The sequence below is a fragment of the Alteromonas sp. KUL42 genome (genome assembly GCF_006538325.1).
Taxonomy (GTDB): Bacteria; Pseudomonadota; Gammaproteobacteria; order Enterobacterales; family Alteromonadaceae; genus Alteromonas.
Genome location: NZ_BJKK01000002.1, coordinates 515,397 through 529,354 on the forward strand (window position 1 = coordinate 515,397; position 13,958 = coordinate 529,354).

Genomic DNA, 13,958 nt, shown 5'->3' on the forward strand with positions numbered 1-13,958 from the left:
ACCGCCAACACAAAAAATGAACAAAGATAAACAGGCTCTAGAATCCCTCTTGCTACAAATAACGTGCTGCAAAGGTTAATACTCTCCAGAAAAATGTAAAAAAACGCGGCCTATGAAATAAATAGAGCCGCGTTTTTAACATTCTTAACGAATATACCGTAAATTACGATTCGCCAGCGTGAACGCCTTTCATAGAGCGGCCCGATGGGTCAGCATTGTTTTTAAAGCTTTCATCCCACTCTAACGCCTCGACAGTACTACACGCAATAGATTTACCACCTGGTACACAACGAGCTGCACTTTCCTGAGGGAAGTAACTTTCGAAAATTGTGCGGTAGTAGTAGCCTTCTTTCGTATCTGGCGTGTTAACCGGGAAACGGAATTCTGATGTCGCTAATTGTTGGTCGCTAACTTCGTTTTCAACGAAATCGCGAATAGAGTCAATCCACGAGTAACCAACACCGTCACCGAATTGTTCTTTTTGACGCCACAATACTTCAGCAGGAAGTGTGTCGCCATTGTCGAACGCTTTACGTAGGATCCATTTCTCCATTTTTCCATCAAGACACATTTTGTCTTGTGGGTTAAGTCGCATAGCAACATCAATGAAGTTTTTGTCTAAGAAAGGAACACGTGCTTCTACACCCCATGCCGAGGTCGCTTTGTTTGCGCGAGCACAATCAAACATATGTAGACGGTCTAGTTTACGCACTGTTTCTTCGTGGAATTCCTTCGCATTTGGCGCTTTATGGAAATATAAGTAACCACCAAAGATCTCGTCAGAACCTTCACCTGACAATACCATCTTTATCCCCATCGCTTTAATTTTGCGAGTCATTAGGTACATCGGCGTTGCTGCACGGATGGTGGTGGTATCGTATGTTTCAAGATGGTAGATAACATCACGAATAGCGTCTAAACCTTCTTGAATAGTGAAGTGAATTTCGTGGTGAACTGTGCCAATCATATCTGCAACTTTTTTCGCTGCTTTCAGATCTGGCGCACCCTCAAGACCCACAGCAAAGCTGTGCAGGCGAGGCCACCATGCATCGGTCTTGTCTTCGTCTTCTACGCGTTTAGCCACGTACTGCGCGGCAACAGCTGAAACCAATGAAGAATCAAGACCACCTGAAAGCAATACGGCGTAAGGTACATCAGACATCATGTGTGACTTCACGGCTTTTTCGAATGCAACTTTGAGCTCTTCTAAATCGCTGGTGTTGTCTTTTACGTTCTCGTATTCCATCCAGTCCCGTTTGTAGTACTTAGTGATTTTTCCTTCTTTACTCCAAAGATAATGACCAGGAGGGAATTCACTGATGGTTTTACAAACGCCAGCTAACGCTTTCATTTCAGACGAAACATAGAAGTTTCCGTGTTCATCGTAACCTGTATAAAGTGGAATGATACCAATGTGATCACGCGCAATTAGATAAGCATCTTGTTCTTCATCATAAAGAATAAACGCAAACATACCTTCTAGCTCATCGATGAAATCAACACCTTTTTGCTGGAAAAGCGGAAGAATAACTTCGCAGTCTGAGCGCGTTTTAAATGGATACGGTTGGTCTAAATCCGCTGCTAGTTGCTTGTGGTTATAAATTTCACCATTAACCGCAAGAATTTGTTTATCGTTTTGGCTGATAAGAGGCTGAGCACCGGTGTCAACATCAACAATGGCCAATCTTTCGTGACAAAGAATGGTATTGTCATTATTCCAGATACCCGACCAGTCAGGGCCACGGTGGCGCAATAGTTTAGATAAGTCGAGGGCTTGGGTTCTGAGTTCAGACACATCGGTTTTGATATCTAAGATACCGAAAATACCACACATAAAACGGATTCTCTCTGTTCACTTGTTGAAAAAATAATGAGGCTTTTTCTGTCGGGTACTCGCGTACGAGTGAGCGAAGGTTTTTGTTTTATTCTTTTATCGCGTGCCTTGAATGTGCCAGTCTGACAGGAAATTGCAAGTATATTATGATGAGAAAATGGAAAATCTTATTCCAAAACGCTAATTTTGCGTTATCTCTATCCTCATTCTCAAGCGTAGTGGTATCCAGATCTAGATTGTTGTTTGTTTATTGTACATTTGGTTTTCTGAGCACACTACAAAAGAACGAGTTATTATTCATCACAAAGATAAACAGACTCTCGAGTTACAAGTAAAATTTATCGTCGTCACCATCATGTTTTTAACGCATAAAACTCCTATTATCGAGTGAAATTTGAGCGCATAATCTCGCCGATTTTTAATCTTACTTGGTTTATATATGCAATTCTCTAATGACCGCGTGTCGGGCTTTATTATTCCAGATGTGGAAATTCCCCAAGATCTCATGATGAGCTTGGGGTCACGCTATCGCGATGCAGTACAAATAGATGTTTTTGGCGGCGAAGCATGGCTATTCGAATACGGTGTTATTGTGTTTTGGGGCGTTGACGAAGATGAAAAATTAGCACTAATACGCAGGTTACAAGTAAATGATACGGTGCTAACTGGCGACCATCAGGAGCATTTACGCTTTGTTATTGAGGGAGACAGCCTGAAGTTTCAGCGTGATACGATCTCTTTGCCCAGCAAAGACGAATTACTACGTTTGTCCATAAGTCACGCATTGGCGCAATCAATCAAGCTCAATGAGTACGAAAAGAAAGCGCAGGACACAATTTCAGAATATGGCTATTTGCCCAAAGCATTGGCAGAAACAGGGAAAATACAACTAGGACGCAAAGCACTTGCGAAGATCCGCGGCCATTTGTTTAGCACGAAAAGTGATATCTTTTTGCATTATGGTTTGTTGGATACGCCGGAGTTTTTCTGGGAATATTCTGAGTACGAATACGCTTACTCGCATACCGCGCGTTATCTTGATATCAAACCACGGGTTGAACTATTGTCTAACAAACTGGATGTTATTCATGAGTTGTTTGAAATGTTGGCGGATGATTTAAACCACAAGCACTCTTCATTTTTGGAATGGATCATCATAATCCTCATTGCGTTCGAAATAGCTACATTCGGTGCTGAAGAGCTAAAGGCTCTGTTGATGTAACAGATAGTGTGGCGGTACTGAAACAAAAAGGCCCCATAGTAAGGGGCCTTTGTATTCACGAACAAGTGAGCTCTAAATGATCATTTTGCACGTTGAAATTCGCTAGCTTCATTCCATTTTGGCCATGCTTCAGCGTTTGCTACATTAACGCCAACATCAAACAGCATCTGTGTATCTTGGACGATACCGCTTAAATCCCAGTCTTCACGATATTCGTCACAAACTTGGTGATAGCAACCTGTTACAATCACGTTCATACGTTTGCGGTATTTAGCGGTTTCTTCATCAGCTGGTTCATCACCACCTTCCGCATACAATGCAGGAACACCTTGCTTTGCAAAGCTAAAGTGGTCTGAGCGATAATAGTATCCTGCTTCTGGACGATCTTCTTGCGTTAATGTTCTACCTTGTTTAGCCGTTGCAGCTTCAAGATAGCTTTCAAGTTCAGATTTGCCCATGCCCACAACGGCCACATTTTTTGTTTTCCTAATACGTTCATGGCATCCATGTTTAAATTAGCAACGGTCTTGTCCATAGGAATAACAGGGTGGTCTGCATAATATTTACTGCCTAATAAACCTTGCTCTTCAGCCGTTACTACTAGGAATGAAACAGAGCGCTTAGGTGCAGGTGAAAGCCCACTATAGGCTTTTGCCATAGCAAGTATTGCTGCTGTACCGGTAGCATTGTCATGTGCGCCATTGTAAATTTGATCGCCTTCTTTGCTTTCATCTTTACCCAAGTGGTCCCAATGCGCGGTATAAATTACGTGTTCATCAGGAAAGGTTGAGCCTGGGAGGGTAGCAATGACGTTGTTACTTTCTGATTTTTTAAACGTGTTGTTTACCGTTACCGAGGCAGCAATGTTCATGGGCTTATGATAAGGTCCTTGCATTGCTTTCGACTTTTCTTCATCAAAATTTAAGCCTGCATCAGTAAATACTTTTTTAGCGGCGTCTAAGGTTAACCAACCTTCAACCGCCACGCGACTCGCGCCCTTGTCTTTACTTACTAAACCGTATTGTGGGCCGCTCCAGCTATTAGCGACAACCGACCAACCGTAAGATGCCGGTGCTGTTTCATGAACAATAATTGCACCCGCTGCACCTTGGCGGCTAGCTTCTTCATATTTGTAGCTCCAGCGACCATAATAAGTCATTGTGGTGCCTTGGAACTTACCACTTTCTGGATTTTCGAAGCCGGGGTCATTCACTAAGATGACAACGGTTTTACCCTCGACATCAAGGCCTTCGTAGTCATTCCATTCATATTCTGGCGCGTTAACACCGTAACCTACAAATACAAGTTCAGAATTCTCTAGCGATATGGAGTCTTGTTCTCGTTTAGAGGAAGCAACCATATCCTCTTTATACGCAAACGTATTATCGCCAATCGTCATGGTCATATTCGGATCGGCGGTTATTTCCATCAGTGCTACTTTTTGAAGATAACTGTCGCCGTTACCTGGCTTCAAGCCTACTTTTTGGAATTCACTAACCAAATAATCAATGGTTTTTTTCTCACCTTCAGTGGTAGGTAATCGGCCTTCAAATTCATCTGACGCGAGAATTTTTAAGGGTTCGCGAATATCAGCATCAGATATATTGTTGTAAACACTGTCGAAGTTAGAGGACGTGGAAACTGCTAACTCTTTTGAAGCATCAGAAGCTGTTGTTTTACTGTCGTTTGAGGGGGAACATGCACTGACACCAAGAAGGGTCGGTACAAGCAATGGCAAAAACATTTTTTTCATTGTTGGTCTCTGTTTGCTCTACAATAAGCACCAGTATAGAGAAAACCCCAATTTGAACCAATAGTTGTTATGCAATCAGCGCTAATACCTTTTAGTAAAACCTACTTAAATCAACATACAAGTTCGCCAGTTACTCAATTACTCAGTGAAGTAGGGTTGTTAGACTGTTCTTCATTCCCAACCGTAGCGCAACTCAATAATGCCATTAACCGTTTTCAATGTAATTGGAACGGACCGTCATTCAAAGGCCAAAGTACATTCAGCCCTGACGAAAAGCGCTACTACGAAACGATTATCAGTGAGGATAATGTTGTGCCTACACGGGAAGACAGCTGGCATGACTTGTTCAATGCATTGATATGGCTTCAGTTCCCGAAAACAAAACAACTGCTCAACACGCTGCATATCGAGGATATTAAGGCGGTGGGAGCCAACCCTCGTACACCTCGAAGAAATAGAATTACCCATTTTGATGAGTGTGGTGTGGTACTTGCCGTGGAATTTAAAGGGGATCGTAAAGGGGAGCTTAATAGGGAGAATGCAGCTAAGTCGAATATTAATATTTCTAAGTGGCTAGATGACTTAGCACATCACAATTGGCAGAGCGTATTTGTTGAACATAGAACAGTGTGGCATCAGTGTGTAACACCGTTTGTGTTTGGCCATGCCAATTTGGAAATGATGCTAAACCCTTTTATTGGTTTAACCGGTAAATGGCTGGCTGTTGCGGTGCCAGAAGGTTTTCATGAGCAGTCACCTTGGCAGCAACGGGCTATTCTTGATGACGCTATGGTTGATAGAATTAACAAACTTGGGTGTTTTCAGCATTCACCTTTGCTAAAGCCGCTTCCCCTATTAGGGGTTCCCCATTGGTATGACAATCAGACAAGCGAATTCTATCAAAACACAGAATATTTCAGGCCACTTAGGGAAAACGCGAAGGCAACTATTCAATTGCCCCTTTAAGCAAACAAGCCCTGATTGATCAGGGCTTGTTTGTGGTCAGCTAAATATGCTCAAAGCATTATCAATACTTCGTTTTTATGAAACCAAAAGCGCCACTAGCCAGATAATGTAAATAATAGCGTAGGGGGCAATGGCGATAATTGCCGCTTTTTGGCGAGAAAATGAAGTCCACTGGCTAATACCTACTATAGCTAGGTAAATTCCCCAAAATAGCTCTAGTCGAATAGCTTGTGTAAAAGCAAACCAGCTAGAATCCATAGGCACACTTAGAATAAAACTCAGTGAAGTAGGGGCCAATATGGCCGGCGTTGTCTGGTGATCACCAGAAAATAAAAGGAGCGCAACGCCAATGAGCAAAGTGACAACATAAGGCATTGATAACCACCAAGAGAAACCGTACCAATCGGTAAACCCAAACACATGACTATCATCAGAACGCGTAGCAAGGTTTACATAAACGGCATATATAGCGTTTACAATGATTAAAACAAAAAAAGCGCCAATAAGTTGAGACCACAGTAACGTGTCGCGAGTAAAAAAGGCACGCATTTGCTCTTCTTCTGCGGGGCTCATAGCACCCTGTGCGGCAATATTAATATTCGCAAACCACTCAATATCAACAAAGTTCACGTAAAGGTATTGCGACGCTAGAGTGATCCCCATCACCAAAAGAAATGGCATCCAGCTCCAGTTATTGTGCTCGCCCACGGCTTTAAACACGCCATTAGGCTTAAAAAATATATCATTGCAAGCTTGAAACGGGTTAGTTACGTTGTGCATCCACTGCTCCCTATGATGTTCTGTGTTGTTTAATTACCATCTTAAAACGTGGCAAATTTTGTAGTTCTTTTTATAGGTTACTTAGACACTAAATCCTTGTACAGAATAACTTATTGAAATTGGGATTTATTTGTAAAAGTCTGTGTCGGTGTATGACGGTAGCCGAGTTATAAGTAGGTCCACTTAAGTAGGGTTAGCACGATCACACTGTACATAATTGAGATGGGTAACCCCATACTTATGAAGTGTGAATACTTGTAGTTGGCAGCATTAAATACCAATAAGTTGGTTTGATATCCAAATGGGGATATAAAACTTGCACTAGCAGCAAATGCTACAGCAAGTGCAAAAGGCATAATAGGTGCCCCTATTATTTGTACAAGCCCATATGCAAATGGAAACATTAAGGCAGCGGCAGCGTTATTGGTAACAAACTCTGTTAGTAGTAAGGTAACTAAATATATAACTACCAAGGCCATGAACCAATCTGCACCAGATAGCAAAGGCATAAGCGCTGATGTTGTTATAGCAATAACACCTGAGTTCTCTAACGCCGTAGCAAGGCTTAATGCGCCCACTATGACAACAATTAAGTTTAAGGGTAAATTGCGTTTCATTTCGCCATTTGATGTCACTTTTGCAGCGATTAATAGGGCTGCCAAAAAGAGTAAACCGATTGCAAGAGAGATAACATTCAACGCCGCTAGAGCAATAGTAGTTAGAAAACCTCCTAGTGTTATCCACTCCTGCTTGTTGGTAAGAGGGCGGTTTATTTTCTGCTCAGAGAGTACAAAGAAATTTTTACCAATATTTTGACGAGTAGCAAAGTCAGGCCCTGCTGCTAAAAGTAAAAAGTCGCCTGCTTGAAGTTTTATTTCGCCGAGCTTTCCTGATAATTGCTCTCCATCACGTCTTATGGCCACGACGGCCGCATCAAATAAGGCGCGAAAGCCAAGCTTTTTAATTGTTTGCCCGATAATTTGTGCGCGATTTGCTACCACTACTTCAGTCAAACTTTCTCGCAAGACACCATCAGTTTCTGCAAACATACTTAACCCTTTTATATGGCTGAGGTTATCTAACTTTTGCACATTTCCAGAAAAAATAAGTTTATCGTTTTCTACAATTACTAAATCTGGACTGACCGGCGAAATTAAGTTGCCATTGCGAATGACTTCTACCAGAAAAAGTTCAGGCAAGTTACGCAAATGATTTTGCTCTACGGTTTTACCAATCAGCTCTGAGCCCGCTTCAACTTCAGCCTCCACCATATACTCGCGGTAATTAGTGTTCTTACTGCCAATGCTAGGCAATAAGGGGAGCAACATAAACATAAGTAAACCGCAGCTTAATCCTGCTATTGCACCATATAAGGTAAAATCGAAGAAATTAAAACCTGGATGACCGTGTTCTTGTAAAAAACTGTCGACAATTAAGTTGGTAGAAGTACCGATAAGCGTAACAGTGCCCCCTAAAATTGCAGAATAAGACAACGGAATTAACAATCGCGATGCGGGGTGATATTGATTTTGTTTTATTGGCCCAATAAGGCTTGCGACAATCGCCGTATTATTGAGTAGCGCTGAAGATAAAAAGGTTAGGGAAAATAGTCGCCAATAAGATTGCGTAAAATTGGTATTAACTAATTTTCTTCCAAGACGCTTGATCAGTGCAGTTTTGTCGATAGCACTACTAATCAACAGCAACAAAATAAGGGTAATAAGCCCTTTGTTGGTTAAATTTAAGAGAATGTCATCAAGTGACAGTTGTTGAGAAACCAGAAGACCTAGCACGGCACCTGAAAACACCGTGGAAGGGCGCTGATTTGTAAAAATCAGCGCTAATATCGTACTGGCAAAAATTGCCAGTACGATGAACTGGGTAACATCCATATAATGCCAGTCCTAATTATAGCTTGCTAATATCCACAGCGTTCCAATGAGGGAAATGCTTGCGAACAAGGGCATTAAACTCAAGCTCAAACTCAGAAAAGTTTGGTGTGTCGTGCTGTGCATCGGTTGCTAACTTATCAATAATCATCCCCGCACCCACCGTACCATTGGTTAAGCGATCGATAACTATAAATGAGCCTGTAGGGCGGTTACGCTTATATGGGTCACAGGCAACGGGTTGTGTAAACTTAACGTCTACAACACCAATTTCATTAAGATTAAGATGCATCGCATCTGTCTCTTCAAGCGTATTCACATCAATCTGATTATCGATATGAGCGACCACTCCTGGCGTTGATTTGGTAGCAAATTTAAACAAGTATTGCTTGTTTGGCATTAGTGGCTCTTCTGACATCCAAACAAGGTGTGTTTTAAATTGCGTACCTAACATAGGAAGGTTGTCTGATTTTACAATCATATCACCTCGAGATATATCAATTTCATCTTCTAAGGTAAGCGTAACTGCTTGTGGTACAAAGGCGCGTTCTTGGTTGCCCTCAAAGGTAACAATCTGCTTAACTTTAGAAGTTTTGCCTGAAGGAAGTGCGGTAATTTTATCACCTGGCGCGACTTGACCTGAAACCACTGTGCCCGCAAAGCCTCTAAAATCTAAATTAGGGCGATTTACATATTGTACTGGGAAGCGGAAATCATCATGGTTATCGTCTTCACCTATTTCAATGTTCTCCAACATTTCCATTAGCGGTGTACCGTTAAACCAAGGCGTTTTTTCACTCTTACCTACTACATTGTCGCCTTCTAGCGCAGAGATAGGTACAAACTGAATGTCTGGAATATCGAGCTGCTCTGCGAACTTCAGATAGTCTTCCTGAATTTGCTTATAGACTTCCTCGGAATAGTCCATCAAATCCATTTTATTGATAGCAACAATAACGTGTTTGATACCCAACAAAGAGACTAAGAATGAATGGCGCTTTGTTTGAACCTTAACACCGCCTCGTGCATCAACCAGTATGATAGCGAGGTCACAAGTAGATGCACCGGTTACCATATTACGGGTGTACTGTTCATGTCCTGGAGTGTCAGCAATAATAAACTTGCGTTTGTCCGTAGAGAAATAACGGTAAGCAACGTCAATGGTTATACCTTGCTCACGCTCCGACTGAAGACCGTCTACCAAAAGTGCAAGGTCTACTTTTTCACCGGTAGTACCCATTTTCTTACTGTCTTTTGTGATGGCAGCAAGCTGATCTTCATAAATCATCTTTGAGTCGTGAAGCAAACGCCCAATTAGGGTACTTTTACCGTCGTCTACGCTGCCGCATGTTAGGAAACGTAGCATGTCTTTCTTTTCGTGTTGTTCTAGGTAGGACAGTATGTCCTGTCTTAATAATTCGTTTTCGTTGTTCATGTTATGCGCTCACAAGGAAAAAGGGGTTTAACACAGACTCTTTTTGGTTGTAAGTAAGAGCTTCAGCGTTATCATCTAACGGGTTGTCAGGGTCTAGTACGGTGACATTAGCACCAGCAGCTAATGCTACGGCATGCGCCGCGCCTGTATCCCATTCTGATGTTGGACCTAGACGTGGGTAAAGGTGCGCTTCACCCTCAGCCACCAAGCAAAGCTTAAGTGAACTGCCCATCGCTACTAGCTCGGTTTCACCTTCAAGCTGTGACAATAAATTTTGGATTTCCGGACTTTGGTGTGAGCGACTGCCGACCACTTTCCACACTTCAGCACCGTTGTGTTTACGAGCGGAGATAGAGTTGAACTCGCCATCTATTTCAGTCCATGCGCCTTCGCCTACAATTCCTACGTAGCTTTTGTTTAGCGCAGGTGCATAAACTACACCCATCGTTGGTTTTCCGTTTTCTATAAGTGCAATATTTACCGTAAACTCACCGTTTTTCTTGATAAATTCTTTCGTACCATCAAGAGGGTCAACCAGCCAATATGAAGACCATGATTTGCGCTCATCCCATGAGATGTTGGCGGATTCTTCGGAAAGGATTGGCAGATCCGACGTGGCTTCAAGTGCTTCAACGATAACGTTATGCGCCGCAAGATCAGCTTCGGTCAATGGGCTCGTGTCTTGCTTTTCGTAAATAGCGAAGTCTTTCTGGTAAATCGCCATAATTTTGTCGCCAGCTTCTTTAGCGATTTTAAGCACATTTTGTGCGAGTGAATTAATAGGCTGTGTCATTACACCAATCCCTTTTGTTGAAGCAAAGCATATAAGCGCTCAGCAGTTTGCTCTGCCGACTCTTCTTGGTAGGTTAAGTGAACTTCTGGGGTTTCAGGTGCTTCATAAGCTGAATCAATACCCGTAAAGTCTTTAATTTCACCGCTACGCGCTTTCTTGTAAAGTCCTTTAGGATCGCGTTTTTCACATACTTCAAGTGGTGTATCAACAAACACTTCTACAAACTCACCGTCACCTAGTAGGCTGCGACAGTAATCGCGATCAGCTTTAAATGGCGATATAAAGGCTGTAAGTACAATTGTACCTGCGTCAACAAAAAGCTTTGCAACTTCACTAATGCGACGTATGTTCTCAACGCGATCTTTATCACTAAAGCCTAAATCGCCGCATAAGCCGTGACGGATATTGTCACCATCAAGCAAGTAAGTATGCTTGTTTTGCTCATGCAGCTTTTTCTCTAGCAAATTCGCTAACGTTGACTTACCTGAGCCACTTAAACCAGTAAGCCAAAATACTCGTGGCTGCTGATTGAGTTTAAGAGCGCGAGTGGTTTTATTAACTTCGTGTTTGTGCCAAACAACGTTGTCAGTGGCCATTAAAAATACCCTTCCATTTTCTTTTTCTCCATTGAGCCCGCGCTGTCATGATCGATAACTCGACCTTGACGTTCTGAGGTTTTGGTAAGAAGCATTTCTTGGATAACTTCAGGTAAGGTTGCTGCCTCAGACTCGACTGCGCCGGTAAGTGGGTAGCAGCCTAATGTGCGGAAGCGTACGGAACGCATCTCTGGTACTTCACCTTCCTCCAATGGCATACGGTCGTCATCAACCATAATAAGAATACCATCACGCTCAACCACAGGGCGCGGTTTAGACAAATAAAGCTGAGGGATATCGATATTTTCTAGATAGATATATTGCCAAATATCAAGCTCAGTCCAGTTAGACATTGGGAATACACGAATGCTCTCACCCTTGTTAATTTGCGAGTTGTAGATATTCCATAGTTCAGGGCGTTGATTTTTAGGGTCCCAGCGGTGGTTACTATCACGGAACGAATAAACACGTTCTTTTGCACGTGATTTTTCTTCGTCACGGCGAGCACCACCAAATGCAGCATCGAACTTATATTTGTTCAATGCTTGCTTAAGTGCTTGGGTTTTCATGATGTCAGTGTGTTTGGAAGAGCCGTGGCTAAAAGGGCCCACACCAGCCGCAACACCTTCTTCATTAATATGAACTAGCAAATCAAAGCCGTGCTTTTTTGCTTGCTCATCACGAAACTTAATCATCTCTCCGAATTTCCACGTAGTATCAACGTGTAAAAGCGGAAAGGGGATTTTACCCGGAGCGAAGGCTTTTCGCGCTAGGTGAAGCAACACAGAAGAGTCTTTTCCCACGGAGTAAAGCATCACTGGATTTTCAAATTCAGCTGCAACTTCACGGAAAATTTGGATACTCTCGGCTTCGAGTTGTTTCAAATGCGTTATAGACGGGATACTGGCAGTCATGTTGAAGTCCGAATTTTATTTAATATATAAAAAACGTTATATGCGGGTTATTTTTCTGCATAGAACGATAGCACATTTAATTTCAAAAGTAGTATGCGATTTTGCTATTTCAAATAGCTATCTTATTCCAACATATTTAAATGTTGTGCCATTGAAGCATAAGTACCTTTTATTATGTCCTGTGTATTAAAAAGCCCCATTTAGAAAACTAAACAGGGCTTGATAATTACCATCTCTATTATTGTTACCGGAGTAACGTGATTACATTTTTATTTTTCGTTTAGCTTAACTTGAAAAGCGTCAAAAGTATCGAGTACCCCCTCACGAGGAGAGCCTGATTTACTGAGTATCATTATTGTTAGGCTAGATAAGATGAATCCAGGCACAATTTCGTACATCCATTCGCCGAGTCTTTGCCCCCCAATTTCAATGGGCAGGTAGATCCAGAGTAATACAGTAACCGCACCAACAACCATGCCTCCAAGTGCTGCTCTGCGAGTCATTTCTCGCTTGAACAAACTAAATAGAACCAATGGACCAAATGCTGCACCAAAGCCGGCCCATGCGTTACTAACCAAAGTTAAAATAGTACTGTCTCTGTCATACGCTAGGAAAATAGCGACCAATGCCACTGCGACAACACTAACGCGACCCGCAATCACAAGTTCTGCGTCTGATGCATCACGACGTAAGAAGGCTTGATAAAAATCGCTGGTTAACGAGCTAGATGTCACCAGTAACTGAGATGAAATTGTACTCATAATAGCAGCTAATATAGCGGCTAAGAGGAATCCTCCCACCAAAGGATGGAAAAGAATTTGAGACAAGTAAATAAATACGGTTTCTGGGTCTATTTCATTGCCATTGCCCGTAACATAAGCCAATCCGAATAAACCTGTCATTAGAGCACCAACGATTGAAACAATCATCCAGCTCATGCCGATATTACGTGCTCTAGGAATATCTTTTACTGAACGAATGGCCATGAAGCGCACGATAATGTGGGGTTGCCCAAAGTAACCTAACCCCCAGGACATAAGAGAAATGATGCCGACAATAGTTAAGGTGTTATTTGTCGATGCATCCATAAATGCGTTAAATAGCGCTGGATTGATATTATCTAGTGCATCTATTGATGCGCCAATTCCACCTAACTCAGAGATAACTACAATAGGCACTAATACAAGGGAGACAAACATGATACAGCCTTGTACGAAGTCGGTCATACTCACTGCCATAAACCCGCCTACTAACGTATAGGCAACCACCACGCCAGCTGTTACATAAAGACCCACTTCGTAAGAAAGGCCAAAAGAAGTTTCAAATAATTTACCGCCAGCCACAACGCCCGATGAGGTATAGAGGGTGAAGAATACTACGATAACAACCGAAGCAATTACGCGAAGCAGGCGCGAGTTGTCAGCAAAACGATTTTCGAAATAGTCAGGTAGGGTAATAGAGTTGTTGGCTACTTCAGTGTATACCCTTAGTCGTGGGGCGACTAAAAGGTAATTGGCTAACGCGCCTAATGTTAGTCCAACAGCAATCCAGCCGGCAGATAGGCCTGATACATACATTGCACCAGGTAATCCCATAAGCATCCAACCACTCATGTCAGAAGCGCCCGCTGACAAAGCGGTAACCGCTGGGCCTAATTGACGGCCACCAAGCATGTAGCCTTCTACATTGGTATCAGTTTGCCGATAGGCAAAAAGTCCTATCCCCAACATTACAATAAAATATAAACCCAACGAGATTATCGTGCCAGTCGCCATA

The 13,958-nt window shown here is 42.4% G+C and carries 10 protein-coding genes and 1 pseudogene; 2 read left to right on the forward strand and 9 right to left on the reverse strand.

Features of this window, described 5'->3' with window-relative positions:
* Positions 1–163 precede the first annotated feature (163 nt).
* Positions 164–1,834 carry an asparagine synthase B gene (gene asnB, locus EYR97_RS05130; protein WP_131092733.1) on the reverse strand — a complete coding sequence of 557 codons (1,671 nt, stop codon included), beginning with the start codon at positions 1,832–1,834 and terminating at the stop codon, positions 164–166.
* A 439-nt stretch (positions 1,835–2,273) separates the two neighbouring features.
* Between asnB and EYR97_RS05135 the strand changes: the two genes are divergently transcribed.
* The gene (locus tag EYR97_RS05135; protein WP_131092734.1) at positions 2,274–3,056 is read left to right on the forward strand and encodes an RMD1 family protein; all 783 of its coding nucleotides are present in this window, start codon (positions 2,274–2,276) and stop codon (positions 3,054–3,056) included.
* Positions 3,057–3,136: 80 nt separating this feature from the next.
* Here the strand turns inward: EYR97_RS05135 and EYR97_RS05140 are convergent.
* Positions 3,137–4,809: pseudogene (locus EYR97_RS05140) on the reverse strand (M28 family metallopeptidase).
* A gap of 69 nt (positions 4,810–4,878) precedes the next feature.
* Between EYR97_RS05140 and EYR97_RS05145 the strand changes: the two are divergent.
* Positions 4,879–5,775 carry a DUF3025 domain-containing protein gene (locus EYR97_RS05145; protein WP_131092735.1) on the forward strand — a complete coding sequence of 299 codons (897 nt, stop codon included), beginning with the start codon at positions 4,879–4,881 and terminating at the stop codon, positions 5,773–5,775.
* Positions 5,776–5,850: 75 nt separating this feature from the next.
* Here EYR97_RS05145 and EYR97_RS05150 read toward each other — a convergent pair whose 3' ends face one another.
* The 7 genes from EYR97_RS05150 to putP form a co-directional block, all read right to left on the reverse strand.
* Positions 5,851–6,555: a YIP1 family protein gene (locus EYR97_RS05150; protein ID WP_131092736.1), complete on the reverse strand. Its 705-nt coding sequence runs from the start codon at positions 6,553–6,555 to the stop codon at positions 5,851–5,853.
* A 167-nt stretch (positions 6,556–6,722) separates the two neighbouring features.
* Complete coding sequence (locus EYR97_RS05155; RefSeq protein WP_131092737.1) at positions 6,723–8,447, reverse strand: SLC13 family permease; 1,725 nt, start codon at positions 8,445–8,447, stop codon at positions 6,723–6,725.
* 16 nt (positions 8,448–8,463) lie between these two features.
* Entirely contained in the window at positions 8,464–9,879 is a 1,416-nt protein-coding gene (cysN, locus tag EYR97_RS05160) for a sulfate adenylyltransferase subunit CysN (RefSeq protein ID WP_131092738.1), read from the reverse strand.
* A gap of 1 nt (position 9,880) precedes the next feature.
* On the reverse strand, positions 9,881–10,672 hold the full coding sequence (gene cysQ / locus EYR97_RS05165; protein WP_131092739.1) for a 3'(2'),5'-bisphosphate nucleotidase CysQ: 792 nt from the start codon (positions 10,670–10,672) through the stop codon (positions 9,881–9,883).
* Positions 10,672–11,268, reverse strand: coding sequence for an adenylyl-sulfate kinase (gene cysC / locus EYR97_RS05170; protein ID WP_131092740.1), 597 nt, complete (start codon positions 11,266–11,268; stop codon positions 10,672–10,674). Before cysC ends, cysQ begins: the two co-directional genes overlap by 1 nt.
* Complete coding sequence (cysD, locus tag EYR97_RS05175) at positions 11,268–12,182, reverse strand: sulfate adenylyltransferase subunit CysD (protein ID WP_131092741.1); 915 nt, start codon at positions 12,180–12,182, stop codon at positions 11,268–11,270. The genes cysC and cysD overlap by 1 nt, the downstream gene beginning before the upstream one ends.
* A 269-nt stretch (positions 12,183–12,451) precedes the next feature.
* Entirely contained in the window at positions 12,452–13,957 is a 1,506-nt protein-coding gene (putP, locus tag EYR97_RS05180; protein WP_131092742.1) for a sodium/proline symporter PutP, read from the reverse strand.
* Position 13,958 lies beyond the last annotated feature (1 nt).

Bases quoted from the DNA above. Each gene is read 5' to 3' on its own strand.
- asnB (WP_131092733.1), bottom strand. From the start codon at position 1,834: ATGTGTGGTATTTTCGGTATCTTAGATATCAAAACCGATGTGTCTGAA.
- putP (WP_131092742.1), bottom strand. From the start codon at position 13,957: ATGGCGACTGGCACGATAATCTCGTTGGGTTTATATTTTATTGTAATG.
- cysN (WP_131092738.1), bottom strand. From the start codon at position 9,879: ATGAACAACGAAAACGAATTATTAAGACAGGACATACTGTCCTACCTA.
- EYR97_RS05150 (WP_131092736.1), bottom strand. From the start codon at position 6,555: ATGCACAACGTAACTAACCCGTTTCAAGCTTGCAATGATATATTTTTT.
- cysD (WP_131092741.1), bottom strand. From the start codon at position 12,182: ATGACTGCCAGTATCCCGTCTATAACGCATTTGAAACAACTCGAAGCC.
- cysQ (WP_131092739.1), bottom strand. From the start codon at position 10,672: ATGACACAGCCTATTAATTCACTCGCACAAAATGTGCTTAAAATCGCT.
- cysC (WP_131092740.1), bottom strand. From the start codon at position 11,268: ATGGCCACTGACAACGTTGTTTGGCACAAACACGAAGTTAATAAAACC.
- EYR97_RS05155 (WP_131092737.1), bottom strand. From the start codon at position 8,447: ATGGATGTTACCCAGTTCATCGTACTGGCAATTTTTGCCAGTACGATA.
- EYR97_RS05135 (WP_131092734.1), top strand. From the start codon at position 2,274: ATGCAATTCTCTAATGACCGCGTGTCGGGCTTTATTATTCCAGATGTG.
- EYR97_RS05145 (WP_131092735.1), top strand. From the start codon at position 4,879: ATGCAATCAGCGCTAATACCTTTTAGTAAAACCTACTTAAATCAACAT.